The following is a 26,222-nucleotide window of genomic DNA, read 5'->3' as shown; positions in this document are numbered from 1 at the left end:
AACCGCTGCGAGTGAAAATCTCTAGGAGTAACTCGCTATAGTGTGTGAGGCATTGTCTTGGCGGGTTAGGAGGTCACAACCATGACAACGGCATCGCATACAACCCCAGATCGGCTCAGTCTCATTACCGGGCACAGTCAGATTAAGCGACTTGTAGCCTTGATGCTAGTGATTTTGGTTGGTATAGCCAGTACCGGCTGCGACCCGACTCGATTTGCCCGGGCCAGCGCCGATGTGCCCCGCCTGGTGCTGAGCGCTTTGAGCGACCCAAAAACCTTCAACCCCATTCTCAGTCAGGAGTCGCCCAATATTTTTGGGTTGACCTTTGAGGGGCTAACCACCACCGACGGGATTAGTGGTGAGACCGTACCCGCCCTGGCCGAAAGCTGGGAGATCTCCGACGACGGCACCATTTTGGTGTTTACCCTGCGCGACGGGCTGCGCTGGTCTGATGGCGAGCCCCTGACCGTAGACGACGTGGTCTTTACCTATGATGTGCTGTTCAATCCAGCCATTCCGACCAATAGCCGCGACGGATTTCGCATTGGCACCGAAGGGCGCTTTCCGCAGGTCAGCAAGGTGGGCGAGCGCCGGGTGCAGTTTACGCTGCCCGAGCCCTTTGCCCCAATGCTACAAAACACGTCTTTAGAAGTTATTCCAGCCCATATTTTGCGGCCCACAGTAGAGGGCACCGATGGCCAAGGCAACCCCCTGTTTCTTTCGACCTGGGGCACCGACACGGCCCCCAAGAAAATCGTGGGCAATGGCCCCTACCGCTTAGCCCAATATATTTCTGGGGAGCGGCTGGTCTTTGAGCGCAACCCCTACTATTGGCGAAAAGACGACCAGGGCAACCAGCAGCCCTACATTGAGCAGATTGTCTGGCAAATTGTCGGCTCTACCGATACGGCTTTCTTCCAGTTTCGCTCGGGCGGATTAGACCTGGAGAGCGTGCAGCCCGACTTTTTCTCGCTGCTCAAGCGCGAAGAAGAGCGCGGCGATTTCACCATCTACAATGGCGGCCCAGGCATGGGCACCAACTTTTTTGCCTTTAACCTCAACCGCGCTAGCCGCAACGGTAAGCCTTTGGTCAACCCGGTTAAATCGGCCTGGTTCAACAACGTAGCGTTTCGCCAGGCGGTCTCCTACGCCATCGATCGCCAGACCATGGTGAACAACATCTTTCAGGGCTTGGGGCAACCCCAGACCTCACCCATGTCGGTGCCCAGCCCCTTCTTTGCTCCACCCGAGATGGGCATTCGCACCTACGACTACGACCTTGAAAAAGCAAAGCAGCTGCTGCTGGCCGATGGGTTTCAGTACAACGCGGCCAACAACCTGCTCGATGCCGAGGGCAACCGGGTGCGCTTCACGCTGATCACGAACTCTGGCAACAAAATTCGCGAAGCGATCGGGGCGCAGATTAAGAATGATCTTGCCAAGCTGGGCATTCAAGTGGACTTTCAGCCACTGGCCTTTAACTCTCTAGTCGATCGCCTCACCGACAGCCTGGAATGGGAGGCGCTGGTGCTGGGCCTAACGGGCGGCACAGAACCCAACGGTGGTGCTAACGTGTGGCTCCTCGACGGAGCCCTCCACGCGTTTAACCAGAACGCTGGCCCTGGTCAAGACCCCTTGGAGGGTTGGCAGGCCGCCGACTGGGAGCGCCGCATTGCCGATCTCTACATCCAAGCCGCTCAGGTGATCGACGAAGACGAGCGCTTTGAGCTGTACAAAGAAACCCAGCAGCTCACCCAGGAATACCTGCCGTTTATGTACTTGATCAACAACCTATCGCTCACCGCTGTGCGCAACCGGGTGCAGGGGGTGAATTTTACGGCCCTCGGTGGCGCCCTTTGGAACATCCATGAACTAACTGTTGAGTAGCCTGTCTTTTGGGTTCTGGGCGGCGATGCACCCTGCTAGGATGGCGTGGCTCAGTAGCGATCGAGCAGTAGGCTAACCTCGGCCTCCAAAGTCATGCCTGCCATGGCGGTTAACTCTGCTCGCCGCACCGCCTGATAGGTTTGGGCTAGCGGTGCGCCCAAAGCATCCAACAGGAGAGGATTGGCCTCCAGTGCAGCGAGAGACTCCGCTAGGGATCGAGGCAGCAGGGCAATGCCGCGATCGCCCCTTTCCTCCTCCGACAAACTCCCCGGGTCTTGCTGCACCGACTCCGGCAGCAAATAGCCCTGGGCAATGCCGTCGAGACCGGCAGCGATCGCCCCTCCCAGCGCCAGATATGGGTTTGCCGCCCCATCCACCGTCTTCAGCTCCAGATGGGTGGGGCTGGGCAGCGAAAAATTGCTCGGCACTCGCAGCGCCGCCTCCCGATTGTCTAAGCCCCAAGCGGCGTAGGCGCCGCTCCAGCTGTGGGGTTGTAGCCGCCGATAGGAGTTGGGGCTGGGGGTGGTGATCGCCATCAGGGCGGGTAGGTGATGCAGTAGCCCAGCGGTAAAGGAGCCGGCAGTGTCGGAGAGCCCACCAGCCCCATTGGGCATCAGATTTTGCTCTCCCTCCCACAGACTCAAGTGCAGGTGGCACCCGCTGCCTGCACAGGACTCAAACAGCTTGGGCACAAAGGAAGCAACTAGACCGTGCTGGTGGGCGATCGCCTTTACCGTCTCGCGATAAACCACCTGCTGATCGGCGGCAGCTAAGGCATCGGTGTAGCGCACCGAAATTTCCTGCTGCCCCGGCCCCGACTCGGGGTAATACTGCTCTACGGCCATGCCCTGTGCGTTGAGGGCAGCGGCGATCGCCATCACCACCTCCTGGTGCAGATCCATCGCCAGCGTAGTGGCAAAGGGCAGATTGTCGACAGGAAGAACGTCTGGGTCACGTTGCTTAAGCAAGTAAAACTCCGGCTCAAAGGCCGCTTTGATCGTCAACCCGCGATCGCCCGCCCGCTGCACCATGCGCTTGAGAAACTGCCTTGAACACCAGGGCCAGGGCTGGCCATCCTTCACCATCTCTCCCAGCGCCCGCGCCTGCCCAGGCGCGTAGGGAAGCATCTGTAGCGTCTTCCAGTCGGGCACCAGCCAGACCTCCCCCACCGGCCCCAGCCCGCTACCGGGGGCCACTGCATCAGCTACCACCGGAATTGCCTGCTGCGCCGCCGATAGGCCCACGGCAACAGCATCTCCCCTTTCTAGTTGCCGCGTCAGCGCATCAACATGGATTGCCTTGCCGCGAATGACGTTGCCGTTGTCACACCACACCACCCGCACAAAACGAACCTTGCCCTCTTGCAGCCGGCTCAAAATCGTCGAGGCATTCTCTGGCATAGACCTGTCTGGCATAAAATCGTCGTCTGGAGCCTAAGAATCTTGGCCTCTAGCAACCCAATCATAGTAGGCCCCTCCAAATCCCTCACCAAACAAGACGGGAACTGAATAGGTTGCTTGGGTTGGTCCTGATTGCTGGCGATCTATGGATGCGGTGCCGTGGTGCTCCCACCAGACGTTGGCAAGCCATACCAGGCTCCTAACTCAACTGCGCTGTACATTCTAAAATCAGACGCTGGTTGACCAGCGCGTGGGGTTGCACCACCAACGCCCGACGAAACGCCTGAATTGCCTCCCCATACTGTCCTAAGGCCGCATGGCACAGCCCCAGCCCATGGAGTGCTCCGAAGTGGTAGGGCACCAGCCCAATCACCCGCTCGCAGTCAGTTAGAGCTTCCGCGTAGCGACGCTGCACAAAGTAGAGTACCGCGCGGCGATTCCAGGCTTCAGCAAAATCCGGCAGTTCGCTCACCAAAGTTGAAAGCAGGGCCTCTGCCGCATCCAGCTGGCCGCTATCCACTAAAGCCTGAGCGTCTTGCAAACGCTGGTTGCCCGCCTCGCCCTTTTGGTAAAACCAGCGCTGCCAGAGAGCAGCGGTTGCTAACTCGCGCTGATACTCGTCAGCCTGCTTCAGGCTCTGCAGCAGCACTTCTAGAGTCGAGTCATCCATGCTTCCTTTGCCTAACCGTTGTGTTGCGCCTTTAATTATCAAGTATTTGACTGAGATTGGCTGCCCAAAAGCGTTTTGGCCGTTAGCTCTCAGGGCTAAAAGCGTTGCAAGTAACAATAAGTGAACTGATTTTTTCAAAGTTGTGAGCAGTTCTAAGCAGATGGGCAGACTACAAATGTGCAAGGAATAAGCCCTACGCACTGAGTCTGTTTCTACCGCTTCTTTGCAGTAGCAGCCAGGTGCATCCAATGGCATTCTCTTTGCAATTTCATTGAACACATTAATCGTTTAGGGATTCAAAATCATGGCTGTTGAAAAAGTAAACTCTTCCTCTAGCTTGGCTGAAGTTGTTGACCGTATTTTGGATAAAGGCATTGTGATCGATGCTTGGGTTCGTGTTTCTCTGGTAGGGATTGAACTGCTGGCTATCGAAGCTCGCGTTGTAATCGCTTCTGTTGACACCTACCTAAAGTACGCCGAAGCTGTTGGCCTGACCGCTCAAGCCGCTGTACCCGCTGCCTAAGAGCGCCGCTTTTGATACCTAATGGGGCAGCGGAATATTGAATCAACCGATGTTTAGCTGCCCCATAAATCAGACGAACTCAAGGCTTTAAATAGCGACTATTAGCGGCAATTCTGCCCTCGGCAAGCTTCAGAACAGCGCCTCATTATTTCGCTAAGGCACTCAAACATAGCTAAGTTTTAGAGTCTGGCAACATTCTTCTCTCCGCGCCATTTCCTCTCCTTGCCGTTCTCAAATATTCTCCACATATTTACCCCGTTTCATTTTCACTAAAGGGAGAGCAGTTCTGTGACAGCACTTTATGACCAGTGGCAAGCGGCCCGACAGCTGCGCCAGAGCGAGGTGGTTAACCGACGCGATCAGGTCTCTGCTGACCTAGAGCGCTGGCAGACTGATCGACTGACCCACGCTGTGCGGCTGCGCCAAGACCTCGACCAGCTGATGGCCGACCTGCGCGCCAACACTACCCTATGGCTAGCTCAAACGACCGCCGATCGCGTTGTCCAGATCCTACCCCGGCAGCAGGCTCGCCAAGATTACGTGCAGCAGCTCCAGGCCGATACCGAAGTGCTGCTCGCAGCCTACCAAGCCGATCGCGAAATTAGTGCCGCTGAGGTGCGCGACCAGCTCGCTTACGATTGCCAGGTACTTCAAGCTACCGTTAGCGAACTGCGGCTAGAGATTGCCCAAGAGCTACGCCAGGTGCAGCAACAGGTCGCCAATATTCAGGCCCAAACGGCTGTTGAGCTAGCGGGCTATCGCCAAGAGCAGGCTATGGTACGCGCCGAACTGCTACCTCAGCTCACCGCCTACGTCGAAGACCTCCAGGTGCAGGTACAGGCCACCCTCAAAGACTTGACCGTTGTGCGCCAGCAGGCAGCTGTAGTAAACCAGGAGCAGCGGCAAAGCGATCGCGCCGCCCTCACCGATTCCGTAGACGCCATGTTCACCGAACTGGCCGACTTTCGCCACCAGCTTCAGGCCCAACGGGCTCAGCTCTCCCACGTTGTTTGGGGCAGCGCTGCCGTAGCTCAGACTCCAGCCCATCCCTCACCCGCGAGCCGGCCTGCCGTTACTTCGGTACCTGCTCGTGAGCCCGCGCCAGCAAAGGTGGCCTCTAAAGCTGCGCCAAAACCCGTAATCGCCAAAGCAGCACCAGCTAAGGCAGCTCCTGCGGCCAAGGTTGCTCCGGCCCCAACGGCCGTGGCCAAGACCGCCCCTGCTCGCGCTGTCGCAGCAACCCGCTCTGCCCCAGTTGCCACCGTCACGACCCCAGTTGCCCCGGCAGCGGTGGCTGTGGAACCGCCCCCCGCCCCCGAGCCCCCTTCCCTTGAAGAGGTGGTTTATAACTACCTGCACCTAGCTCAGGGTGCCCGTCTCAGCGAAATTGAGACGGAGCTTGGCATCAACCGATTTCAGGCGGTAGACGCGCTGCGATCGCTCATCCAAAAAGACCTCGTCGTCAAGCAAGACCGTACCTATCTCGTCCAAGAGGAAGCCGTTCTGTGAACACCGTTCTCCAAGCCCGCCCCCGCAACTTTGTCTCCACCCCCACCCTAGAGCGCACCAGCATCAGAGCCCTGCGGTACCTGCAATCGGGGTACTCCATCCATCTCAAAGGCCCCGCTGGCACAGGCAAAACTACCCTGGCTCTGCACCTGGCCGACCTGCTGGCCCGCCCGATTATGCTGCTGTTTGGCGATGACGAGTTCAAAACCTCAGACCTGATCGGCAACCAGTCGGGCTACACCCGCAAAAAAGTGGTCGACAACTACATCCACAGCGTTGTGAAAGTAGAAGACGAGCTGCGTCACAACTGGACTGACTCACGACTCACCCTGGCCTGCCGCGAAGGCTTCACCATGGTATACGACGAGTTCAACCGCTCCCGCCCCGAGGTCAACAACGTGCTGCTGTCGGCCCTCGAAGAAAAACTTTTGGTGCTGCCCCCCAGCAACAACCGGGCCGAGTACATTCGCGTCAGCCCTCACTTCCGCGCCATTCTCACCTCTAACCCCGAAGAATACTGCGGCGTCCACGGCACCCAAGATGCGCTCCAGGACCGTCTAATCACCATCAACATGCCCGAGCCTGACGAACTGGCTCAGCAGCAAATTTTGGTGCAAAAGGTTGGCATCGACAGCTCTGCGGCACTGCAAATTGTGCAGTTGGTCAAGGCCTTCCAGTCGTCGGTCGCCCCAGACATGGTCTCCAGCTTGCGCCCCAGTCTCATGATTGCCACTATCTGCAACGACCACGGCATTTTGCCCCTGGCCGAAAACGCCGACTTCCGCGACGTGTGCAGCGACATTCTGCTGGCCCGCTCCAAAGAGCCCGCCTCAGACGCCACTCGCCACCTGTGGAACTTGTTCAACCGCTTTGTGGTATCCCAGGCCGCGCTGGTTAACGACCTCACCCTCAAGCCCGAGGCCCAGCCCGCAGCCCGCTTCCATGGTGAAGAAGAGGATGACGCCCCGCTCCAGCCCCTTGAGCCGCTGGTTGAGTCTACCGGGGACGATGTTGCGATTGATGATAAGCCCGTCATTGAGGCCCAAGACCTTCAAGGTGAAGACCTCGCTGAGTCCATGAGCCCTGAGACTCAAAGCGAAACCATAGTAGAAGCACCCGCTGAAGCCGAGTCTTTGCCAGAGGAGGTGCTCAAGGTGCAGGTCAGCCCCAACGATGATATCGAAACTCGCATTTTTGACTATCTCGACACGACCGGCACCGCATCTCTCGTTAACATTGAGGGAGCCTTAGATTTGAACCGCTTTCAGGCTGTCAATGCCGTCAAGTCGATGCTCGATCAGGGCTTAATAGAAAAACAGGAAACTGACGGGCAGCTCCAAGGCTACCAGCTGAGTTCTAACTGAAGGTAATCCGTGACCACCTCTACCCCCACGACCCGCCCCCAACCCGGTCGCAGCATGGCTACCGCCACCCAGGGGTCTTCCCTGGTGGATGTCATTGAGCGAGTGCTCGACAAAGGCATTGTGATTGCCGGAGATATCTCAGTCTCCGTCGGTTCTACAGAACTGCTGAGCATCCGCATTCGCCTGATCATTTCCTCGGTCGATAAAGCTCGCGAAATCGGTATTAATTGGTGGGAGAGCGATCCCTACCTCAGCAGCCGCACCAATGAACTGCTAGAGGCCAATCAACAGCTCCAAACTCGTTTAGAAACCTTAGAGGCCGAACTTAAGGCCCTACGCTCTGCCGAACCCGTAAGCTAGGCCAGCAACCCAGTCGATTTGCCACAGACAAACCCTTGGGTTCTTGAAGAATCCAGGGGTTTCCCATGCAACCCAACACCCCAAAGAACTACTATGCTGACGATTCGCACCCTGCGGCAAATTGCTACTAGCCGTACAATTCCTAGCTTTCGCTCGGTCCCTAGCCGCAGCCAGGGCGATCGCCTACGCCCAGTCGATGCAAGCCGCATAGGCCAACAACAAAGTCGAGCCCAAGCAGAAGAAGCCCGTCGCCAGTGGCTTCAACAGCAGTGGCAAAATCGGCCATAGCCAGGGCTATAGAGGCAGAATCGCCTGCCCTGGGATGCACTAGACTGTGGCTATGACTTCCGAAAATGCCGAGCCAGACCTGTCGACCACGTTAGCGCTACAGCCTCCCGCCAAAACTGATGCGGGCCTAGCGCCGCTGCTGCTCACCGTCATTGAGCTGGTGCGGCAGCTGATGGAAGCTCAGGTCATTCGCCGCATGGAATCGGGCGACCTGAACGACAATGACCTCGAACGAGCCGCCGACAGCCTGCGCAAGCTAGAAGAGCAGGTCGTCTCAATGTGCGAAATCTTTGATGTAGACCCGGCCGACCTCAATATCGACCTGGGGGAAATCGGCACCCTGCTGCCCAAAGAAGGCAACTACTACCCCGGTCAAAAAAATCAGAACCCCACCATTTTAGAGCTGCTCGATCGCCTCCTCGATACCGGTGTCGTCGTCGAAGGCGACGTTGACCTAGGCATGGCGCAGCTCAACCTCATCCACGCCAAGCTGCGTCTAGTACTAACCTCCAAACCCATCTAAAACTTAAACCCCCTACCCATCCACTCTGCTACCGCTGCCACTGCCACAGCTTAATAGTCTTATCAGTACTGGCACTGGCCAACAGTTTGCCACCCGCCTGCACCGCTACCTGATGCACGGGATTCATATGGGCCGACAGGGTATTTTTGAGCGTGCCATCTTTGCTGTGCCAAAACCGCAGAGTTCCGTCGCTGCTACCACTGACCAGCCGCTGTCCATCGGGGAAAAAAGCCACCGTATTTACCTCTTGGGTATGGCCTTGGAGCGTATGCAATAGGGTACCTGCGGCTAAATCCCACAGACGCACGGTGCGGTCTTTGCTGGCGCTGGCGATTAGGCGACCGTCTGGGCTAATCGCGACTTGATTGACGGTATTGGTGTGGCCAGTGAGAACTTTGAGGGTAGTCGCAGTTTGCGCATCCCAAACGCGAACGGTATTGTCAAGGCCGCCGCTAACCAGCCGCTGGTCAGCAACGGCAAAGGCCACGGTTTTGAGCATGCCCGCCGAGCCTGGCAGAGTTTTAATCAGGGTGCCCTGGCTCAGGTTCCACAACTTAAGGGTGCCGTCTTCGCTGGCACTGGCGATCAAGTTACCACCGTGGCCAAGGGCGATCGCATTCACATCTCGCAAATGGCCCTTGAGGGTATGGCGTAGCGATCCGTCGCCTATCTGCCAAATTTTTATGGTCGCATCGTCCCCACAACTGACCAGTAGTTGCCCGCGCCGATCAATAGCCACAGCGTTAACGCCCCGAACATGCCCCTTGAGGGTGTGGAGCAAGTCGCCCGTCTGCCAGTTCCAAATGCGAACGCTGTCATCTAAGCTGCCGCTGACAAGCACGGGCTGTTGGGCGCTAAAAGCAAGGGCAGTAACCCACGACTGGTGCCCCTTCAAGGTAGCAATGAGCTGCCAGCCCAGGCCAGAACTAGGCGGCTGCGAGCTGGGGCCGTTACTGATAGGCGGTCGGCTTACAGGTCGAGGTAAGCCAGAGGCAGGTTTGCCAGAAACTGGCCCAGGCTGGGAACTCGGGGTAGGGTCAGCCAGGGGAACCTGAGGCTCAGCCATGGAAGGCAGCGAGGTGGTAGGCATGACCAAGCCAGCCGACTGACCTGGCCTGCTCAGGGGGGGGCGATCGATGCCGGTAAATAAGCTTTGGCCAGACTGATTTGAAACCCAGCCCGGCACCGCCCCCTCGATCTTGGGCAGTCGGCGCAGGTCATCCAGCACGGATTGGGCAGTTTGGTAACGCTCGCTAACCAAATCCTTGGTCATGTAGTTGAGCACCTCCGCTAGGCCGGCGTGAATGGTGCGCCCCTGTTTTTGCAGGTGCTCTTGCCACAGCCAGCGGCCCTCCTGGGGGCTGTATAAGTCTTCTGGCTTGCGGCCGGTCAGCAGATGCAAGCAGGTAGCCCCCAGACTATAGAGGTCGCTAGAGGGGTAAGCCTGACCGCTGCGTAGCTGTTCGATAGGGGCATAGCCTTCGGTGCCAATGCGTGTGCCCGGCTCGTAGCGAATCGCTTCACTGAACTGCTTAGCCACACCAAAGTCGATCAGCACGGGCTTTTGATCAATTTTGCGGCGAATGATATTCGACGGGGTAATGTCTCGGTGAATGACGCCGTGCTCGTGGATGAAGTGCAGCACGGGCAGTAGATCTTCTAGCAGCTGGCGTAGGCTGCCCTCGCTGTAGGCCGCTTGGGCTGAAATCTCCTGATACAGGGTGCGCCCCTGAATCATCTGCTGCACCAAGTAGAGATACTTATTTTGCTCAAAGTAGGCCAACAGCGTGGGAATTTGGGGGTGCTCCCCGAGTTCGTGCAGCCTTACCGCTTCCTGCTCGAACAGCTGTACGGCCTTTAAGAATGACTTTGTGCCCTGGGTTTGGGGAGCGAATTGCTTAATTACACAGCGGGTGTTGAGGCGATCGGCATCAAGGGCAAAGTAGGTGCGCCCAAAACCACCCCGGCCAATCAGCTTCAATGGACGGTAGCGGCCCCGGAGACGATGCTCTAAGGGACTGCCGCAGGTGGGGCAAACCGCAGCCAGAGTAGCGTGATTAGGCTGGGCGCAGTGGGGATTGAGGCAGCAGATCATCACAACGGTAAATCCGGGGAGCGGAGGCATAGCTTATGCTTATGCTTACTTCCATTTAACCCGCAATCGGTCGGAGAGGGGGATTTTGCCCAGCTAGCCAAAGCACAGAGTGACGCTGCACAACCAAAAGGAAGCAGGATAAAGACGCTGCGTAATTCCTAGGCTAAACAAAAGCCGTAGCGAGAACTTAGGGCGATCGCAGTCTCGCCCCCCTTTTTACTGCGGTACTAACGCGTTTGATGTTCCGTTAAGTGGTAAAACCGGCGCTATATTTCGTAATAATTGAGCGATCGCGCCAATCGGCCCAAACCCGTGCGGTATGGTGAAGAACAGCTGTTACTGAGCAATCCACCACCGTCGCTATGACCCTGGCCCAGCCTTCCCACAACAAAGCCAAAGCCCTCCGCCCAGGGGCCACCCGCCCCGCCAAAGAACTCTGTAGCGAGTGCGGCTTTTGCGACACCTACTACATTCACTATGTCAAAGAGGCCTGCGCCTTTCTCAATCAGCAGTTTCCGACCCTAGAGCAGCAGGCCCACGGGCGCAGTCGCGATCTGGATGCTGAAAACGATGTCTACTTTGGCGTGCACCAAGACATGATGGCCGCCCGCAAGCAGCAGCCCATCGAGGGGGCGCAGTGGACCGGTATCGTGAGCACCATCGCCATTGAAATGCTGACTAAAGGGTTGGTAGAAGGGGTGGTGTGCGTTCAGAATACGGAGAGCGATCGCTTCCAGCCCCAGCCAGTCCTCGCTACCACCCCCGAAGAAATCTTGGCAGCGCGGGTCAATAAGCCCACCCTATCGCCTAACCTATCCGTCTTAGAACAGGTGGAGCGATCGGGCATGAAGCGCCTGCTGGTGATTGGCGTCGGCTGCCAAATTCAAGCATTGCGGGCGGTGGAAAAGCAGTTGGGTCTAGAGCAGCTCTACGTGCTGGGCACCCCCTGTGTCGATAACGTCAGCCGCGCCGGGCTACAAAAGTTTCTCGAAACCACTAGCCGATCGCCCAACACGGTAGTCCACTACGAATTCATGCAGGATTTTCGGGTGCACTTCAAGCATGAAGATGGCTCTACCGAAACGGTGCCCTTCTTTGGCCTCAAGACCAACCAGCTCAAGGATGTATTTGCCCCCTCCTGCATGAGCTGTTTTGACTATGTGAACGGTTTGGCTGATTTAGTCGTGGGCTACATGGGTGCCCCCTTTGGCTGGCAGTGGATCGTGGTGCGCAACGATCGCGGCCAGGCCATGCTCGACACCGTAATGGACCAGCTCGATACCCAGCCGGTGATGTCGGTAGGCGATCGCAAGGCCGCCGTACAGCAGAGCATCCCTGCCTACGACAAGGCTGTTACCCTGCCCATGTGGGCCGCCAAGCTGATGGGTGTCGTGATCGAGCGCATTGGCCCCAAAGGGCTAGAGTACGCCCGCTTTTCGATCGATTCCCACTTCACCCGCAACTATCTCTACGTCAAGCGCAACTATCCGCAAAAACTGGCCGCCCACGTGCCCGAATTTGCCAAGCGCATTGTCAGTCAATACAAGCTGCCCGATTGACTTGTAGGCAAAAAGGGGCGGCGCGATCATCGCGCCGCCCCCATTGATAAAACATCCCTAGCGGGCTTGAGACTTTCTACACTACGCTATTGCCCTGGGCCAACCAGGCTTTTAACTCCGCAGGAGCCTGAGCCTGAGCTAAAACTGCCTTGAGCTGTTCACCATCTAGCACCTCTGTTTCAAGCAGCGTTTGCGTGGCAGACTCCAACAGCCCCCGATTGAGCTGAAGAATCGCCAGCGCCACCGTGCGAGCACCATTGAGCAGCAAATTCACCTGGCGATCGATTTCAGTAGCCACTTCGGGGCTAGTCACCCGCCTGTCGCTACCCCCATCTAAAAACTGAGCCGAGGCTTTAGCAAAGGCCACCGGCCCGAGGCTGGCACTCATGCCGTACTCGGTCACCGCTTTCTCAGCCAGGTCGGTTGCTTTTTGAATGTCGTCGCTAGCGCCAGTGGAAACCTTGCCAAAGACAATTTCCTCAGCGGCGCGTCCCCCCAACAGAGTGGCGAGTTGGCCCCGTAATTCGTCTTCGAGCATCAAAAAGCGGTCATTCTCGGGCATTTGCATGGTGTAGCCCAGAGCGCCTAGCCCCCGCGGCACAATCGAAATTTTAGTAACCCGGTTGCCGCCCGGTACCAGTGCTCCCACCAGGGCGTGGCCCACTTCGTGGTAAGCCACGGTCTGCCGCTCCATTGGAGTGAGCACTCTAGACCGCTTCTCTAGCCCGGCAATCACCCGCTCAATGGCTTCCATAAAATCGGTCATTAGCACCGCTTGACGGTTGTGGCGGGCGGCCATCAGCGCCGCTTCGTTAACTAAATTGGCCAAATCGGCACCAGCGAAACCAGCGGTTTGACCCGCAATTTCTGCCAAGTTCACGTCTTCACCAAGGACGACAGCCCGACCGTGAACCTGCAAAATCTCCAACCGGCCGCTCTTGTCGGGGCGATCGACCAACACTTGACGGTCAAAACGGCCTGGGCGGCGCAGGGCTGGGTCTAGGGTTTCGGGGCGGTTGGTGGCAGCAACTACAATCACACCGTCATTGCCGTCAAAGCCATCCATTTCGGTCAGCAGCTGATTCAGGGTTTGCTCACGCTCGTCATTGCCGCCCACAGGGTTGCCGCCACGGGTTTTACCGACAGCATCCAGCTCGTCAATAAACACAATGCAGGGCGCTTGGCGCTTGGCCTTGTTGAACAGATCGCGCACCCGTGAAGCACCAACCCCCACAAACATTTCCACAAACTCCGAGCCCGCCATGCTGAGGAAAGGCACACCCGCCTCGCCAGCAACGGCTTTGGCTAGCAGAGTTTTGCCTGTGCCCGGAGGGCCTACCAGCAGCACCCCTTTAGGAATTTTTGCTCCCAGTTTGCGGTACTTGTCACCGTTGGCCAAAAAGTCGACTACCTCTTGCAGTTCCTGCTTAGCCTCGTCTACCCCAGCCACATCGGCAAAAGTAACACCAGTCTTGCTCTTGCTATAGCTACGGACCTTACTCTTACCCATACCCACAGCAGTACCGACCCCGCCACCCGCGCTGCTAAATTTTGCGGCCAAGGCCAAGGCTCCAACCAGCAGACCTGACGAAATAATCAACCCCGCGATGCTCGCTGGCGGTAAAGGTTCAGGAGCAGTGGTGATTTGCACCCCCTGACTTTTGAGCTTGCTGATCACCTCATCCGTAGACCCGACTGGTTGCGTAGTGTAGCGGCGACGGCCAAATTCAGGCTTGAGGGTATAGTCAATGCGATCGCGCCCGATCGTCACCCGTTGCACCTGGGCATCGTTGACCTGCTCCACAAAGGTGCTATAGACCAACTGCAAAGGGGTTTCCGTTTTCATGGGGCAAGTCCTATAGGATAGGGGCGAATTCAAAGGTGCGAGGCGCTGGGGAAGCTCCCCGTCAACCGCTCGCTGTCTTGATTTTGCAGTACTTAACCTTCGCCCTTCCAGAGGGGGAAACGCCCCAAGCTAGCAGTAGTTACCGAAGGGCCAAGCGAGGGCTGTACGGTGCTTACGACATCTCTTGGATGATTGCCGCACTCCCCATGGACAAGCAGCGCAACGCTCAGCTCAGAATCAGCGCTACCTCCCCCTTGACCAGGGTTGATACGGTTCACGCGAAGGGGGGCCCGTTACCTACAAAAGTTTGGGAACTAGAAACCACCCAAGCCAAGAACCCAGCAACCTCAGAACCGGTCTCGAAGCCTATGCATACATCCCTAGTCGAGATGACTGGTACAGATCCCTAGCCATCTACGTATTTGGCTAGTACCGGCATCAAAAAGTTACTCAAATCCCATTAAGTATCGAAAAAATACTCAGTACACAATATGAAGTTCTCACTAAGATGGAGGCCTGAGGTGCACATCCCTAGGCTTACCTATTGGTCCCTGGCATACTTGGAGAACAGTTAGAGACACAACAGGCGATCGCCGTAGTCGTCCAAGCGACCTTACAACCGTGATCGCTTGGCTACAATAGCTGGGTATTTTAGTAGGTAAACGTTGGTCACTTCCGTAGAAGTGCCCTCGACGTTGACTGGCTATTACCAAAGGCCAATGGAGCACCCCCGTTTTCATCCTAGGCGTAGCGGCCCTAACTAGGCACTTGATCGCGCTTTAGGCTCATTTATTTGTTGCTGTAAGGTTTAGCCTCCAACCTAAGCCTTACCCCACGCGCGTTATCAGTTTTGTTGTTCGGCATATCGGTCTTAGAAACATGAGTCGTCATCTACTGCGAAAGGCTTTGCGGCTTCCTCAGGCAGCAATTAAGCGATTAGTTACCGGGCTGCTACAACTTGTGCTTTTGGCTAACCGACCGGCCCGTTTGGCCCGGTCCGGTTTTGTGCTGCCTACCACAGTGTTGTTAGTGCTTATGGTGGTGCTTACTGCCACCGCTCTTACCTATCGCTCCTTTACCCGCAGCGATATGGCCATTTCCCAGCGTGAGCAGCAGGTCATTTCCAATGCGGCAACACCTGCGGTCGACCGGGCCAAGGCCAAAATTGAGTTTTTGTTTCAGACCGATAACCGGTTTCCCAGTGGGGTGCCTGCCAGCGACATTCTGGCCGACCTCATGCTCATCACCAACAACTATGCAGGCTACACAGGCCGCGTGTCCCGCCTGCCGGGTGCCAACGATCCCTACACCCTTCCTGACGAAACCCGGGTTGACATCAATGACGATGGTGAGTTAGACAACGCCTGGTCATTTAACATCGACCTCAATGGCGATGGCACGGTTGCCGCCAACGAACTAGTTGTCTACTCAATTCTGGTCGACGACCAAGGGCCAAAAGCCACTACTACCACCCGCATTGATGGCCCCGTAAACCAGGCCAAAGCCAATGCTCTAGTAACCCGCACTGGACCTCTAGCCACTACCGAAGCTAGCGCGGCCTGTGCAGGTGCGCTGGCAGAGGGCGGTTGGCAGGTGGTGCAGCAGGGCAACAACTCAACCCTGCAAAAGAACTTTCAGGTCAATGCTTTTGTCGCTAACCTCAACGATGCCAACCGCACCTTTGAAACTCTAGAGTTTCAGCAGTCGCGTACTGCCGCTCGGGCCAACAAGTGGGGGGCCTGGTTTCGCTATGACCTAGATGTATCTCCTGGTCCAGAATTTAACTGGAACGGGGCCATGCACACCGATGGTAACTTCTTTACCTTTACCAGCGGCGATGGTTTCAGAGCCCACATGGTCAGCTCCCACAACTCCTGCTTATATAGCCAAGAGGCCTCCGAAATTTCCCTTTCTGAACTTGACCTCAACGGCGATGGTGCAGGAACCCCACGTACTGTCGTTAACGGCGAGCAAGAGTTTCAAGGGCAGGCTGTTCGAGGCACCATGCGCAACGACGACACAACTACCGGCGGTAACTCTATTATCCACGTGTGGAATGGCGCTGGTGTAGCTGCCAGAGTTAACCTCAGCCTCACCAATACGACCGACTCTGTCAGAACCAGCGGTGCAAATAACAACGTCCGCCCGTCTGACGTTGCCATGAACCCCCTGGCTCTGTTTACTCGCGACGTAACCGAGCATATCAACCCCGGAGTTTGGGAGCGTGATCCCGGTTGGGCTGGAGGTGATTTCCAAGTTCAGAAACGTATCATCAATGATCAGGTCGCTCGTCCCTTCGTAGACGACTTCTACCGGGCCGACAATCGCTGGGGGCCAAAACCTCGCTACGACAGCCGTGATACTACTCTAGATGTCACCAATAACTCAGCCACCATCGGCGATCGCATCAATGGCCTAGGTCGCCTCACCGACCCAGACAATGGTCTAGATGGATATTGGGAGCGCCAGGCAACCTCAACCGGCATGCGTCTGATTGTGGGCCAGCGCCTAGAGTTGGGCAACGCCAACATTTGGAACTCTAGCCCCGTTGGTGCGACCCTAACTGCTGACAACGGCGCAGACCCGCTCTACCCAGCGAAAATTAGACCCGCTGCCGACAACCGATTTGGTCGCAGCCATGAATACTTACAGCGCAAAGCCCTGCGCGATAACCTGGCCGCAGTCCAGGGTATGGTCGTCTATCACTATCAAATCAATAGCGGCACCTTCCCCGCCGCCTGCATGGCTACAACGGCCCACCCCGGTACGGCTCAAACCATTCTCAACAGCCGCACCTTCAATAACTACCCAGTTTCTACTACTCGCCTGCGGGCCGATTTCTTAAACGGTACCGGCACCAACGGCTGGGAGTTTGCGCTCAACCCGGCCTTTGATACCGAAGGCGAATTTGCCACGCAGATTGGCTCTGGACAGCCCTTGGGTAAAGCCCTCAGAAACCTGGCCTACTTTGCGGGCGATCCCAAAGGGGGTGCTCCTTCGTTTAAGCCCGTGCAAGATGTAGCTGGTGCCGTTGGTGCTGAAGTGCATCCGGCCCCCTACTTCAACATGTGGGGCGATTTCTCCCCGCTGCGGCGCGTCTTTGTCGAATATCTCGATGCGGGTACAACCTACGCCAACCTCAGCCCTGCTGACAAAGCTACTTTGCATAGCGCCGCTTGCACCATTAGCCTACTGGCCTACAACATCCAGAGCGACTACTTAGAAGCTCGCGCCCTAGCCGGTAGCAATATCAACGTCAACTTCCAGAACATTGGTTCTCAAATGCGCAACGCGCTGCTGCGAATCAGCAACTATGTGGGCTACACCGGTGCTGCCGACCCAACAATTAGAGGCATTAGTGCGTCTGCACTGTTTGCCTTGATGGGAAAAAGCAGAGACTGGACGGACACAAACATCAATAACGCTACCTGCCAGGTTGGCTTTACCGATGCTGCTGGCTATCAAAGAGAGTGCGACTTTGGCGAATACTTTGCCGAGTACACCCGCAATGACTGGATTACGATTCTTGATAGCGAAGCCACCAACGCTACCCCTGCCGAAGTCACTGCCATTGCAAATTTCGCCGAACGAATTGATTTCTTAACCAGCACCATCCGCGATCGTGAACTAGGTTTTAGGAAAGGGCTACCACAAACTTCTCTTGGCCCTATGACTGTTGGGGGAAATAACGTAGTTTGGGATCCAATAACCGGCTACACGCAGGCTATTTCTTTGCCGAACAACTTCAACACTCCATTTAAATTGCAGTGCAACCCCAACTTCTTCGGTGAAACCGTGGCCAATGGGGGTGGTGGCGAAGACGATGTTGGCATCTTCGGTTACATTGCCTGTAGTCAATCTGCGGTTATGGATGTCCGCCACCCGTCGCTGTACTACCTGTTTCCATTAGCCGAGCACGACCTCGACGGCGATGGCCGCACCCAGCAGCCCGATGGCACCGTTTTTTCCATCCTCCCCCAGCCCGCTGAAGAGTACATTACCAACCCCTACGTTCGAGCAGTCAACCCCCCTGGCTCTACTACAATTCTCTTCCGCCGGGTAGGCAACGGTACAGACCCCGTTGTTGATACCGACAACCTTGCCGCCATACCCAAGTCGGCTACCGCTAGCAGCTGGACCGTGCCTGCTGCCAGCGCTACCGGGGCACCCACAGTCGCTAACATCAGCGATCAGGCCCAAGCCTTCAAAATCCTTGGCCCTGGCGGTGCCGTCATTCGAGTTCCCTTCCTAGACAAAGGCGTCTACAACGGTCGCGAACAGCTCAATACTCGAGCATTAGATATTGACATTGAGGCGCTAACTACTCGCACAACTCCTGGTGGTGACTTCTGGCTCTCGGCCAACCCCGACAACCGGGGCGAGGGCGTCGTCTACGCCTTTAGAGAAGACGCCGTGCGAGAAGACGAAGTCACCCGACCCAAAAACGCCACGGCCACCGTCACGGCAGCCTACTGCCAAACCCTCAATGGCTCAAACCCCAGGCGCTTTAATATCGAAACTGAGGCGAACTGCCGCATGCGGGTTGAGCCCGGCACAACCCCTGTCTTTCAAGACCCACCCCTAACAGATGAGTTAATCAGCCTCAAACCCGTAGACTTCTATGCTGATCCCCAGCGACGGGCCCACGGTTTTAGGCTCCGCACCTTTAGCGGCTCCCCGGCAGACTTTAGCGGCACTAGCCTTGCCCGCCGGGTAGGTATGACGTTTGTTACCGACAACAGCGTCTACATTCAAGGAGACTTCAACCCCCACAGCACCACGGGTGGCGTTGGCAACATCATTGAGGAATTTACCGATACCCTTTACAACAAAACCCCCGCCAACGCCTTTGGCCTGCCGTTCTACAACGCCCGAACGAGTGCTGAGCTAAACACCAATACTTTTGCAACCTTCTCCGCAGATCACTGGAGACCGGTAGAAATTTTGGCCGATGCCATCACCATTCTCTCTGGCTCCTTCAGAGACGGTGCCATAGAAGATGGCTTTGTTAGAGCTAGGCCAGGTAGCGAAGGCGGTGCTAACTCGTCTTACATGAACCAAAACCGTCCTACGCTGAGCGCCGATCAAACAGGCTGGGTGCGTGAGAGTGCTGCTGTGGATGGTTCGGGTGTTCCGGTTGCGTCAGTATGGATTGACCGCAATGGCACCTACTACCGCAGTAATGCTACTGGTGGTACTCCAATTCAGCCCTTCTACAGTCTCTACGACAGCGACAGTGCTTGGACAGACTTCACCCGTACCGATGGCGATAGACGACGCAATACGCAAAGGGCTACTACCACCTTCGTCAATGCCACCTTTGTCAGTGGGTTAGTACCTGAGCGCCCCCAGCAGGGCTACGGCGGTCTCCACAACTTTGTACGACTGCTAGAAGACTGGAACGACAATGTGGATCTACACATTGCTGGGTCGTTGATTCAGCTCAACTTCTCAACCAACGCCACCGGTCCCTTTGAGCACGATCTCTGGCAGACAACTAACGCCGATCTGCCGCCTACTGAAGAACGTCTGGGTTATTACAAGCCGCCCAGTCGGCGCTGGGGCTACGATGTGGCTCTGCTCTACGTACCTCCGGCCCCTGCGGCTCGACGCTTCGTGAGCATTGGCACCCCCCGCAGCGAGTACTACCGCGAGCTGCCATCCGACGACCCGTACATCGTTAACCTGCGCTGCGCAGAAAATGCTGCTGGTACAAGGCTGATGCCTAATTTCTGTACAAAAGCCTAACTAACAACTGCACCCGCACTGTGACACCAGGAGGCCGCACACCGTGATTACCAATCGACTCAAACGCCATCTTTACTGGGCTGGGGGGCGCTCCCCAGCCCAAGGGCAGCAGGGTCTCACCCTGATTGAATGTCTAGTCGCCATTATTGTCGTGGGTTTGGTCAGCAGCGCCATTGCTCCTGCCCTGGTTATTTCGGTAGCCACTCGGGTACAGAGCCAAAAGGCAGAGCAGGCCCTAGAGCTAGCCCAGTCTGAAATTGATCGGGTGCGCCTACTCGTCGAGCGCGCCGAGGCCAATGACAGCAACCTGCCGCCCTCTACTCCCATCGCCGGTGCTAACCCAGACAGTAGGGTGGCCGAGGTAGCAGGGCCAACCTACGGTGCCCCTGTGGCTGCCCCCACTACGGCCTTTCAGACCCGTGCAGCTAGCCTCAACGGCAACCAGTTTGCCGTGCAGACCTACCGTACCCCAGGTCGATTTGTCGGCAGTGTACCCGTTACCTTTGGCATGGGCGTGCGGGTGTACGACTACGAAGCTGTGTTGACGGGCAGCGGCAACTTATCTAAAGACCCCGCTGCTCTACGCATGGTTGATGGTGCAGGGCAGCGGGGCCGACGCCCTCTAGTTGCTCTTTACACGAATGTCACTGTGGGTGACGGGGCTAGTTCTCTCTGTCAATACATTAAGCATCTCGATACTGCGGCTTCGGTACCTACCGGCTGCAACTAACTGTGCGATCTACAATCATCTCTTGAGGGTGACACCCTATGGCTAACAAAGCCGATATGAATTTTATGCTGGCTTGGCTGCTACGAGCTAAACAAACTAGTCGGCGGGGCTTTACTCTAATTGAGCTGCTGGTTGCGATCGTGGTTGGGTCGCTCATCGTTGGCACCATGCTGTATTTAGTGGTTGAGATGCTGAGAATCAACCGCCGTGAAGAAATACTGACTCAAACTCAGCAGGACATGCGTCGCGCGATCGACTACATTACTCGCGACGCTGGTGAGGCTGTCTATATTTACTCAACTCCTGCTGCGGTACTTGGCCAACTCAATGGGTTTCCCAACGGTGGCGAAGTGCCAGTGCTCGCCTTTTGGCGGCTAGACCCACTAGATCCAACTAATGCTGGCGTTCGAACCTTTTTCAACACAGCATGTTCTGCAGCCTTTTCAGGGGTCAAACTCAACGAGTGCAATACTCTACGACTTCGCCAGGGCTATTACACCCTTGTGATTTATGCCCAACAGCAAAACACTGGCAACGACATTTGGGGTGGCAAGTCTAGAATTGTGCGCTACGAGCTGCCTAAATACACGGCAACTGGGTTGTCCAACCTAACTATCACACCGGGCTATGCAGAACCGACGGGCAGCACCAATACTTTTGCAAACTGGACCAAAGGAACAGGAACTACCCCTCGCAACCTGGCGGTGCTTACCGACTTTGTAGACAACACTGATCCAAACGAAGCGACTACTGGCCTTTGCCCAACAGGCTATTTGCAAACTCCGGCCAATGCTAATAATTTCTATGCGTGTGTACTGCAAGGTACCACAGAGATTGACAACAACACTGGCTTAGCCGTTGGCAGTAACCAAACGCTAATCGTATTTTTGCGAGGCAATACCGCCACCGAAAGTTCGGCTCTTGGATCATTTTCCCAAGCCGGGCGATTGCCTACTCTAAAGTCTGAAGTGCTAATTCGGGGTGTTATCGATAAGCAGCCTGGGTTGTAGTTGGTAAGGTGCAGTTCAAGGTTAGTTTGAGTTGAGTTGTTTTACTTTGGGAGCTGCTATGAAACGCCTGCGCACACTAGCCAAACAGTCTGAAGTGGGGTTTACCCTGATTGAGCTGCTGGTGGTTATTGTTATTGCTGGGGTGCTAGCTGGTATTGCGGCACCGAGCTGGTTTGCCTTTTCAAACCGCCAGAGGGCGATCGCTGTACGTAGCGATGTTATTCAGGCGGTTAAAACTGCTCAGCAAGACGCTATACAGCTGCGGCAGGCTAGACAGATACAGGTTGTGACTACTGCGCCTAATCCCACCCTTAGAATTGGCTCGTTAGACTTTAGTACTGGCAACGCGGTATTTAACGGCAAAGAACAGGTGCTTGGGGGAGAAGCTAACAAAACAGGGCAGATTGCGCTGACAGCTTACAGGGTACTGCCCAACGGCACTAGAGACACTACAGTAAACACTATTGCCTTTAACCACCAGGGATTACCTACTGATAGAAATAGCCTACCCTTTGTCATTACCATCAGCGGCGGGCCAGGCACAATCCAGCAGTGTGTAATCGTGGCTAACTTGCTGGGTAGTCTCAAAACTGCCAACAACACCGAATGTGATAATCCTAGAGTCGGTCTTAACTAACCGAATACTACACCGTTGAGAGCTGCAGCTTTTAGTCTATCTGATGCCCAAGTATCTACTCCCGCATAGCCCCATTTCGTGATAAAAACAATGGGCACGTTTTGCTAATCGAGGTACCCCATGGTTGCATCTTCCCCGTCCCTTGAGGGCCAGGTCGCTATCGTTACAGGGGCTTCACGGGGCATTGGTCGAGCCGTGGCGATCGCCCTAGCAGCATTAGGGGCTCAAGTTGTTGTCAACTATGCTCGCTCTAGCACCGCCGCTGATGAGGTGGTTGCTCAAATCACAGAAGCGGGCGGCAACGCCGTAGCCATCCAGGCCGATGTCTCCCAGACCGATCAGGTAGACGCGCTGATTAGCGGCACCTTAGAGAAGTTTGGCCGCGTTGATATTTTGGTCAACAACGCTGGCATTACCCGCGACACCCTGCTGCTGCGCATGAAGCTGGAAGACTGGCAGAGCGTCATCGACCTCAATCTAACCGGAGTATTTTTATGCACTCGGGCTGTGGCCAAGATCATGCTAAAGCAGCGATCGGGGCGAATCGTTAACATTGCGTCGGTGGCTGGTCAGATGGGCAATCCAGGGCAAGCTAACTACAGCGCGGCCAAGGCTGGCGTGATTGGGTTTACGAAAACCGTGGCGAAAGAATTGGCTAGCCGAGGCATCACCGTTAATGCTGTGGCTCCAGGCTTTATCGAAACCGACATGACCGACGATCTGTCCAACACAGACGAGATTCGCAAATTCATTCCCCTAGGGCGGTTTGGTCAACCCGAGGATATTGCGGGCATGGTGCGATTCTTAGCAGCAGATCCGGCGGCCTCTTACATCACGGGTCAGGTGTTCAACGTGGACGGCGGCATGGTCATGGCCTAAGCACGATTGACCATACGCAGCAGCCATAGGGTGGCGGATAGCGACACAAAGTGGGCCAACAGCGTGTTGGTGTTGGCCTGCACCACAAAAATATCAAAGGCTTCAACGTACTGATTGATATTGCCCGGTACAAACACGGTGCCCCCCTGGGGCTGGGCCAGTGCCTTACCCAATAATGAGCCAATCAGCGCCTGGCTGCCAAACAGGGTAATTAACATACCAACCATGCTGACGATGGTGCCTAGCCGCAAGGCCTGGAGAGCATCTTTCGGACTAGGGCGCTTGGCGATATCGCGGCTACGTAGCCGCCGCCCCAGCTGAGTGTAGCGAAAGGCCCAAAAGGCGCTGAGGTAGACGGCTACCAACCCTAGCGCAGCAAACAGCAGCCCCACACCGGTGCCAGGATTTGCCGTTCCCCCCGATCGCGCCCCCAGATTGACTAGGGCAAACATTAGCACCAGGCTGGAGATTGCCGCTAGCACTATCTGTACCCAAAAGCTGATCCAGCCCACTACGCGAAAGGAGCCTGAAATACGCCGTACGGCTGGGGGTAGGGTGTAGTCAAAGTCTGTTGTCATACCTGTGATTCTAGCCTGGGGACAGGGTCTTCTGAATGATACATTTGGGGAAAGGCTTGGGGGCATGGATATGGTAGAAGCGATTGACCAGGCAAAGACTCGGGTGCAGGAGTTATGCGATCGTTGGGGTCCCCGCGTAGACTATTTGGCCATTCGCTTAGAGCAGTCGGAGGGCACCGACATTTTTTTGCGGGGTGGGCAGGCAGAAACCCTCAGCGAGGCGATCGCGATCGGAGGACATGTGCGAGCCTGCTACCGGGGGGGCTGGGGCTTTGCTAGCTTCAATGATCTAGAGAGCTTGGCCCCCTGCGTCGAAGCCGCGATCGCTGCCGCTCGCCTAGTCGGCCATGACGAAACCCTGCTGGCCCCCGTAGACCCCGTACAAATCACCCGCCAATTGCCTCTTACCGGCACCGACCCACGCCAAATTTCCCTAGCCCGCAAAAAGGCCCTGTGCAATCACTATGCTGACCTGCTCCAGAGCATCGACAGCCGGATCGCTACCACGTCTGTACGCTACAACGATGTAGCTCAACGGGTGCTCCTAGCTACCTCCGAAGGCACTCTGATCGATCAGGCCTGGTCAGATATGGAAATGCGCTTTGCCGCCACCGCCCGCGACGGCAACACTGTACAGACCGGGCGTGAAACCACTGGCTCGCGTAAGGCTTACGAAGATTTAGAGGATCTGGATGGTCAAGTCAGGGGAGCCGCCCAACGGGCAGTTGCGGCGCTGGATCTACCATCTGTGCGGGGCGCCGCCTACGATGTGGTGATCGACCCAATTTTGACCGGACTGTTTGTTCACGAGGCCTTTGGTCACCTGTCAGAAGCCGATATGGCCTACGAAAACCCTGATCTGCTGGAGTCAATGAGTTTGGGCCGGCGGTTTGGCCCCGACAGCCTGCAAATTTTTGATGGCGCTGCTCCCCAGGGCCACCGGGGCAGCTATTTTTACGACGACGAGGGTACCCCCGCCACCACTACTCAGCTAATTGAAAATGGCGTTTTGGTAGGGCGACTGCACTCCCGCGAAACGGCGGGTAAGCTGGGTGAGCAGCCCACGGGCAATGCCCGCTGCCTCAACTATCACTACTCGCCCCTGGTACGCATGACCAACACCTGGATTGAGCGGGGCACCACTCCAGTTGATGACCTGTTTGCTGACATTAAAGAAGGCGTCTATGCCCGCAACTGGCTGGAGGGCATGACCAATGGCGAAATGTTTACCTTTACCGCCGGGGAAGCCTGGATGATTCGCAACGGTAAGCTGGCGGAGCCCGTGCGCGATGTTACCCTATCGGGCAATGTGTTTCGCACCCTGGCCGATATTGAAGCGATCGGCGACGACTTCTATTGGGATGAGTCGGGGGGCTGCGGCAAGGGTGGGCAGAATGGGCTGCCCGTAGGCTGTGGAGGCCCCAGCTTACGCATTCGCAATGTGGTGGTAGGGGGCGAGGCTGAAGACGAGGATGAGTGACAGTTCAGTGAACCAGGGGCGCATTTTACGCAATCTTATGCGCCTGATGGATGTTACCTGTGGCCACAGCCTCTACGAGGTGCTGCCCCGCGGAGTACAAGTTTGGCTGCCAGAGCAAGGTAAAGGGATTTACCCCGATCTGCTGGTGGTGGCTGGCGAACCTCTGCTCCACAATGGTCAGGCTGATAGATTGCTCAACCCCTGCGTCATCTTCGAAATCCTAGCAGGGCCGACCCCGAGTTACGATCCAGAAGCTGCCACGTTGCCCGAGCGCAGCCGCATGTTTCGCCACTGCCGGGCGATTCCTTACCTGCAAGCCTACCTGTTTGTGCACCAGACTGAGGCCCGGGTGGAGCAGTTTTATCGCGCCGAGGAACACCTTTGGGGCATGACGGCTCAGAGCGGGCTCGACTCAGTGGTAGAGCTGGCGATTACCGATGCCCGCCTGCCCATGATGGATATCTATGAGCGAGTGGATTTTAGCCTGTTGGTCTAGGGAGAGAGCCGGGCGATCGCCCACTCATCCTCCTGCCAGCTATACAAGAATCGGTCGTGGAGGCGGCTGGGTCGCCCCTGCCAAAACTCAAAGCTGGTGGGCTTGACCCGGTATCCCCCCCAAAAGTCGGGTAGGGGTACTTCCTGATTGAGAAACTTTTCCTTCATCTTCTCAAACTGCATCTCTAGCATCTGCCGTGAGGCGATCACGCTGCTCTGCTGCGATACCCAAGCCCCCAGCTGACTACCCCGGGGGCGCGACGAAAAGTAGCGCAGCGACTCTGCCGCCGAAATTTTGCTGGCGGGGCCGGCGATCGTCAGCTGCCGCTCCAAGGAATACCACGGGAACAGCATTGAAACCTGGGCATTCTCAGCTATGTGCTGCGCCTTGCGGCTGCCGTAGTTGGTAAAGAAGACAAAGCCGTCGCGATCGAAATATTTGAGCAGTACGGTGCGCTGGTAGGGAGCCCCTGCTGGAGACACCGTAGACAGCACCAGCGCATTGGGCTCTAATAACTCAGCCTCACGGGCCTGCTGAAACCACAGCTCAAATTGGGCAAAGGGGTCGGGGTTGAGATCAGGGAGGTCTAATCCCCGCTGACTATAGTCACGGCGCAGTTCACCGATATCCATGGAATGGT

General features: G+C 56.4%; 21 protein-coding genes. 15 read left to right on the top strand and 6 right to left on the bottom strand.

The window, feature by feature from the left end; translation table 11 throughout:
* The first annotated feature begins 81 nt into the window (after positions 1–81).
* Positions 82–1,887: an ABC transporter substrate-binding protein gene (locus NC979_RS09010; RefSeq protein WP_190514791.1), complete on the top strand. Its 1,806-nt coding sequence runs from the start codon at positions 82–84 to the stop codon at positions 1,885–1,887.
* Positions 1,888–1,937: 50 nt separating this feature from the next.
* Here NC979_RS09010 and NC979_RS09005 read toward each other — a convergent pair whose 3' ends face one another.
* Together NC979_RS09005 and NC979_RS09000 are read right to left on the bottom strand one after the other, a co-directional pair.
* Positions 1,938–3,302 (bottom strand): glutamine synthetase family protein, encoded by a 1,365-nt coding sequence (locus NC979_RS09005; protein ID WP_242023792.1) that lies wholly within the window; start codon positions 3,300–3,302, stop codon positions 1,938–1,940.
* Positions 3,303–3,486: 184 nt separating this feature from the next.
* The gene (locus NC979_RS09000) at positions 3,487–3,957 is read right to left on the bottom strand and encodes a tetratricopeptide repeat protein (protein ID WP_190514790.1); all 471 of its coding nucleotides are present in this window, start codon (positions 3,955–3,957) and stop codon (positions 3,487–3,489) included.
* 304 nt (positions 3,958–4,261) lie between these two features.
* Here NC979_RS09000 and gvpA point away from each other — a divergent pair, with 304 nt between their 5' ends.
* The 6 genes from gvpA (at position 4,262) to NC979_RS08970 (ending at position 8,524) form a co-directional block, all read left to right on the top strand.
* Positions 4,262–4,480: a gas vesicle structural protein GvpA gene (gene gvpA, locus NC979_RS08995; protein ID WP_073608715.1), complete on the top strand. Its 219-nt coding sequence runs from the start codon at positions 4,262–4,264 to the stop codon at positions 4,478–4,480.
* Between the two features lie 288 nt (positions 4,481–4,768).
* Positions 4,769–5,989, top strand: coding sequence for a hypothetical protein (locus NC979_RS08990; protein ID WP_190514789.1), 1,221 nt, complete (start codon positions 4,769–4,771; stop codon positions 5,987–5,989).
* Positions 5,986–7,353: a gas vesicle protein GvpN gene (gene gvpN, locus NC979_RS08985; protein WP_190514788.1), complete on the top strand. Its 1,368-nt coding sequence runs from the start codon at positions 5,986–5,988 to the stop codon at positions 7,351–7,353. The genes NC979_RS08990 and gvpN overlap by 4 nt, the downstream gene beginning before the upstream one ends.
* Before the next feature lie 9 nt (positions 7,354–7,362).
* Entirely contained in the window at positions 7,363–7,713 is a 351-nt protein-coding gene (locus NC979_RS08980; RefSeq protein ID WP_431191045.1) for a gas vesicle protein, read from the top strand.
* Between the two features lie 93 nt (positions 7,714–7,806).
* Entirely contained in the window at positions 7,807–8,001 is a 195-nt protein-coding gene (locus NC979_RS08975) for a hypothetical protein (RefSeq protein WP_190514787.1), read from the top strand.
* Between the two features lie 52 nt (positions 8,002–8,053).
* Positions 8,054–8,524 carry a gas vesicle protein K gene (locus NC979_RS08970; protein WP_190514786.1) on the top strand — a complete coding sequence of 157 codons (471 nt, stop codon included), beginning with the start codon at positions 8,054–8,056 and terminating at the stop codon, positions 8,522–8,524.
* A gap of 28 nt (positions 8,525–8,552) precedes the next feature.
* On the opposite strand, the gene NC979_RS08965 is transcribed toward NC979_RS08970, so the two are convergent.
* Positions 8,553–10,649, bottom strand: a complete 2,097-nt coding sequence (locus NC979_RS08965) for a serine/threonine-protein kinase (protein WP_242023791.1) — start codon at positions 10,647–10,649, stop codon at positions 8,553–8,555.
* Between the two features lie 332 nt (positions 10,650–10,981).
* On the opposite strand from NC979_RS08965, the gene NC979_RS08960 reads away from it, so the two are divergent.
* On the top strand, positions 10,982–12,178 hold the full coding sequence (locus tag NC979_RS08960; protein ID WP_190514785.1) for a Coenzyme F420 hydrogenase/dehydrogenase, beta subunit C-terminal domain: 1,197 nt from the start codon (positions 10,982–10,984) through the stop codon (positions 12,176–12,178).
* Positions 12,179–12,254: 76 nt separating this feature from the next.
* Here NC979_RS08960 and ftsH read toward each other — a convergent pair whose 3' ends face one another.
* Positions 12,255–14,024: an ATP-dependent zinc metalloprotease FtsH gene (gene ftsH, locus NC979_RS08955; RefSeq protein ID WP_190514784.1), complete on the bottom strand. Its 1,770-nt coding sequence runs from the start codon at positions 14,022–14,024 to the stop codon at positions 12,255–12,257.
* 879 nt (positions 14,025–14,903) lie between these two features.
* On the opposite strand from ftsH, the gene hpsA reads away from it, so the two are divergent.
* The 5 genes from hpsA (at position 14,904) to fabG (ending at position 23,028) form a co-directional block, all read left to right on the top strand.
* Positions 14,904–19,772 carry a hormogonium polysaccharide biosynthesis protein HpsA gene (gene hpsA, locus NC979_RS08950; RefSeq protein WP_190514783.1) on the top strand — a complete coding sequence of 1,623 codons (4,869 nt, stop codon included), beginning with the start codon at positions 14,904–14,906 and terminating at the stop codon, positions 19,770–19,772.
* Positions 19,773–19,815: 43 nt separating this feature from the next.
* Complete coding sequence (locus NC979_RS08945; RefSeq protein ID WP_190514782.1) at positions 19,816–20,502, top strand: prepilin-type N-terminal cleavage/methylation domain-containing protein; 687 nt, start codon at positions 19,816–19,818, stop codon at positions 20,500–20,502.
* 38 nt (positions 20,503–20,540) lie between these two features.
* Complete coding sequence (locus NC979_RS08940) at positions 20,541–21,512, top strand: prepilin-type N-terminal cleavage/methylation domain-containing protein (RefSeq protein ID WP_190514781.1); 972 nt, start codon at positions 20,541–20,543, stop codon at positions 21,510–21,512.
* Between the two features lie 58 nt (positions 21,513–21,570).
* Positions 21,571–22,149, top strand: coding sequence for a pilus assembly FimT family protein (locus NC979_RS08935; protein WP_190514780.1), 579 nt, complete (start codon positions 21,571–21,573; stop codon positions 22,147–22,149).
* Positions 22,150–22,269: 120 nt separating this feature from the next.
* Complete coding sequence (gene fabG / locus NC979_RS08930) at positions 22,270–23,028, top strand: 3-oxoacyl-[acyl-carrier-protein] reductase (RefSeq protein WP_190514779.1); 759 nt, start codon at positions 22,270–22,272, stop codon at positions 23,026–23,028.
* Here fabG and NC979_RS08925 read toward each other — a convergent pair.
* On the bottom strand, positions 23,025–23,606 hold the full coding sequence (locus NC979_RS08925; protein WP_190514778.1) for a DUF3611 family protein: 582 nt from the start codon (positions 23,604–23,606) through the stop codon (positions 23,025–23,027). The two genes, fabG and NC979_RS08925, sit on opposite strands and share 4 nt — an antisense overlap.
* A gap of 64 nt (positions 23,607–23,670) precedes the next feature.
* Between NC979_RS08925 and NC979_RS08920 the strand changes: the two genes are divergently transcribed.
* On the top strand, positions 23,671–25,086 hold the full coding sequence (locus NC979_RS08920) for a TldD/PmbA family protein (RefSeq protein WP_431191044.1): 1,416 nt from the start codon (positions 23,671–23,673) through the stop codon (positions 25,084–25,086).
* Positions 25,079–25,582 (top strand): Uma2 family endonuclease, encoded by a 504-nt coding sequence (locus NC979_RS08915; protein ID WP_190514777.1) that lies wholly within the window; start codon positions 25,079–25,081, stop codon positions 25,580–25,582. The genes NC979_RS08920 and NC979_RS08915 overlap by 8 nt, the downstream gene beginning before the upstream one ends.
* On the opposite strand, the gene pdxH is transcribed toward NC979_RS08915, so the two are convergent.
* Positions 25,579–26,214 (bottom strand): pyridoxamine 5'-phosphate oxidase, encoded by a 636-nt coding sequence (gene pdxH, locus NC979_RS08910; RefSeq protein WP_190514776.1) that lies wholly within the window; start codon positions 26,212–26,214, stop codon positions 25,579–25,581. The genes NC979_RS08915 and pdxH overlap by 4 nt on opposite strands.
* Positions 26,215–26,222: the final 8 nt, after the last annotated feature.

Source organism: Leptolyngbya subtilissima AS-A7 (assembly GCF_039962255.1).
In the GTDB taxonomy this organism is placed as follows: domain Bacteria; phylum Cyanobacteriota; class Cyanobacteriia; order Phormidesmidales; family Phormidesmidaceae; genus Nodosilinea.
Note: the sequence above shows the minus strand (reverse complement) of the source record. Positions and strands in the feature narration are given on the sequence as shown.

Coding starts and splice junctions, on each gene's coding strand:
- NC979_RS09010 (WP_190514791.1), top strand. CDS start 82: ATGACAACGGCATCGCATACAACCCCAGATCGGCTCAGTCTCATTACC.
- NC979_RS09005 (WP_242023792.1), bottom strand. CDS start 3,302: ATGCCAGACAGGTCTATGCCAGAGAATGCCTCGACGATTTTGAGCCGG.
- NC979_RS09000 (WP_190514790.1), bottom strand. CDS start 3,957: ATGGATGACTCGACTCTAGAAGTGCTGCTGCAGAGCCTGAAGCAGGCT.
- gvpA (WP_073608715.1), top strand. CDS start 4,262: ATGGCTGTTGAAAAAGTAAACTCTTCCTCTAGCTTGGCTGAAGTTGTT.
- NC979_RS08975 (WP_190514787.1), top strand. CDS start 7,807: ATGCTGACGATTCGCACCCTGCGGCAAATTGCTACTAGCCGTACAATT.
- NC979_RS08970 (WP_190514786.1), top strand. CDS start 8,054: ATGACTTCCGAAAATGCCGAGCCAGACCTGTCGACCACGTTAGCGCTA.
- NC979_RS08965 (WP_242023791.1), bottom strand. CDS start 10,649: ATGCCTCCGCTCCCCGGATTTACCGTTGTGATGATCTGCTGCCTCAAT.
- NC979_RS08960 (WP_190514785.1), top strand. CDS start 10,982: ATGACCCTGGCCCAGCCTTCCCACAACAAAGCCAAAGCCCTCCGCCCA.
- ftsH (WP_190514784.1), bottom strand. CDS start 14,024: ATGAAAACGGAAACCCCTTTGCAGTTGGTCTATAGCACCTTTGTGGAG.
- hpsA (WP_190514783.1), top strand. CDS start 14,904: ATGAGTCGTCATCTACTGCGAAAGGCTTTGCGGCTTCCTCAGGCAGCA.
- NC979_RS08940 (WP_190514781.1), top strand. CDS start 20,541: ATGGCTAACAAAGCCGATATGAATTTTATGCTGGCTTGGCTGCTACGA.
- NC979_RS08935 (WP_190514780.1), top strand. CDS start 21,571: ATGAAACGCCTGCGCACACTAGCCAAACAGTCTGAAGTGGGGTTTACC.
- fabG (WP_190514779.1), top strand. CDS start 22,270: ATGGTTGCATCTTCCCCGTCCCTTGAGGGCCAGGTCGCTATCGTTACA.
- NC979_RS08925 (WP_190514778.1), bottom strand. CDS start 23,606: ATGACAACAGACTTTGACTACACCCTACCCCCAGCCGTACGGCGTATT.
- NC979_RS08920 (WP_431191044.1), top strand. CDS start 23,671: ATGGATATGGTAGAAGCGATTGACCAGGCAAAGACTCGGGTGCAGGAG.
- NC979_RS08915 (WP_190514777.1), top strand. CDS start 25,079: ATGAGTGACAGTTCAGTGAACCAGGGGCGCATTTTACGCAATCTTATG.
- pdxH (WP_190514776.1), bottom strand. CDS start 26,214: ATGGATATCGGTGAACTGCGCCGTGACTATAGTCAGCGGGGATTAGAC.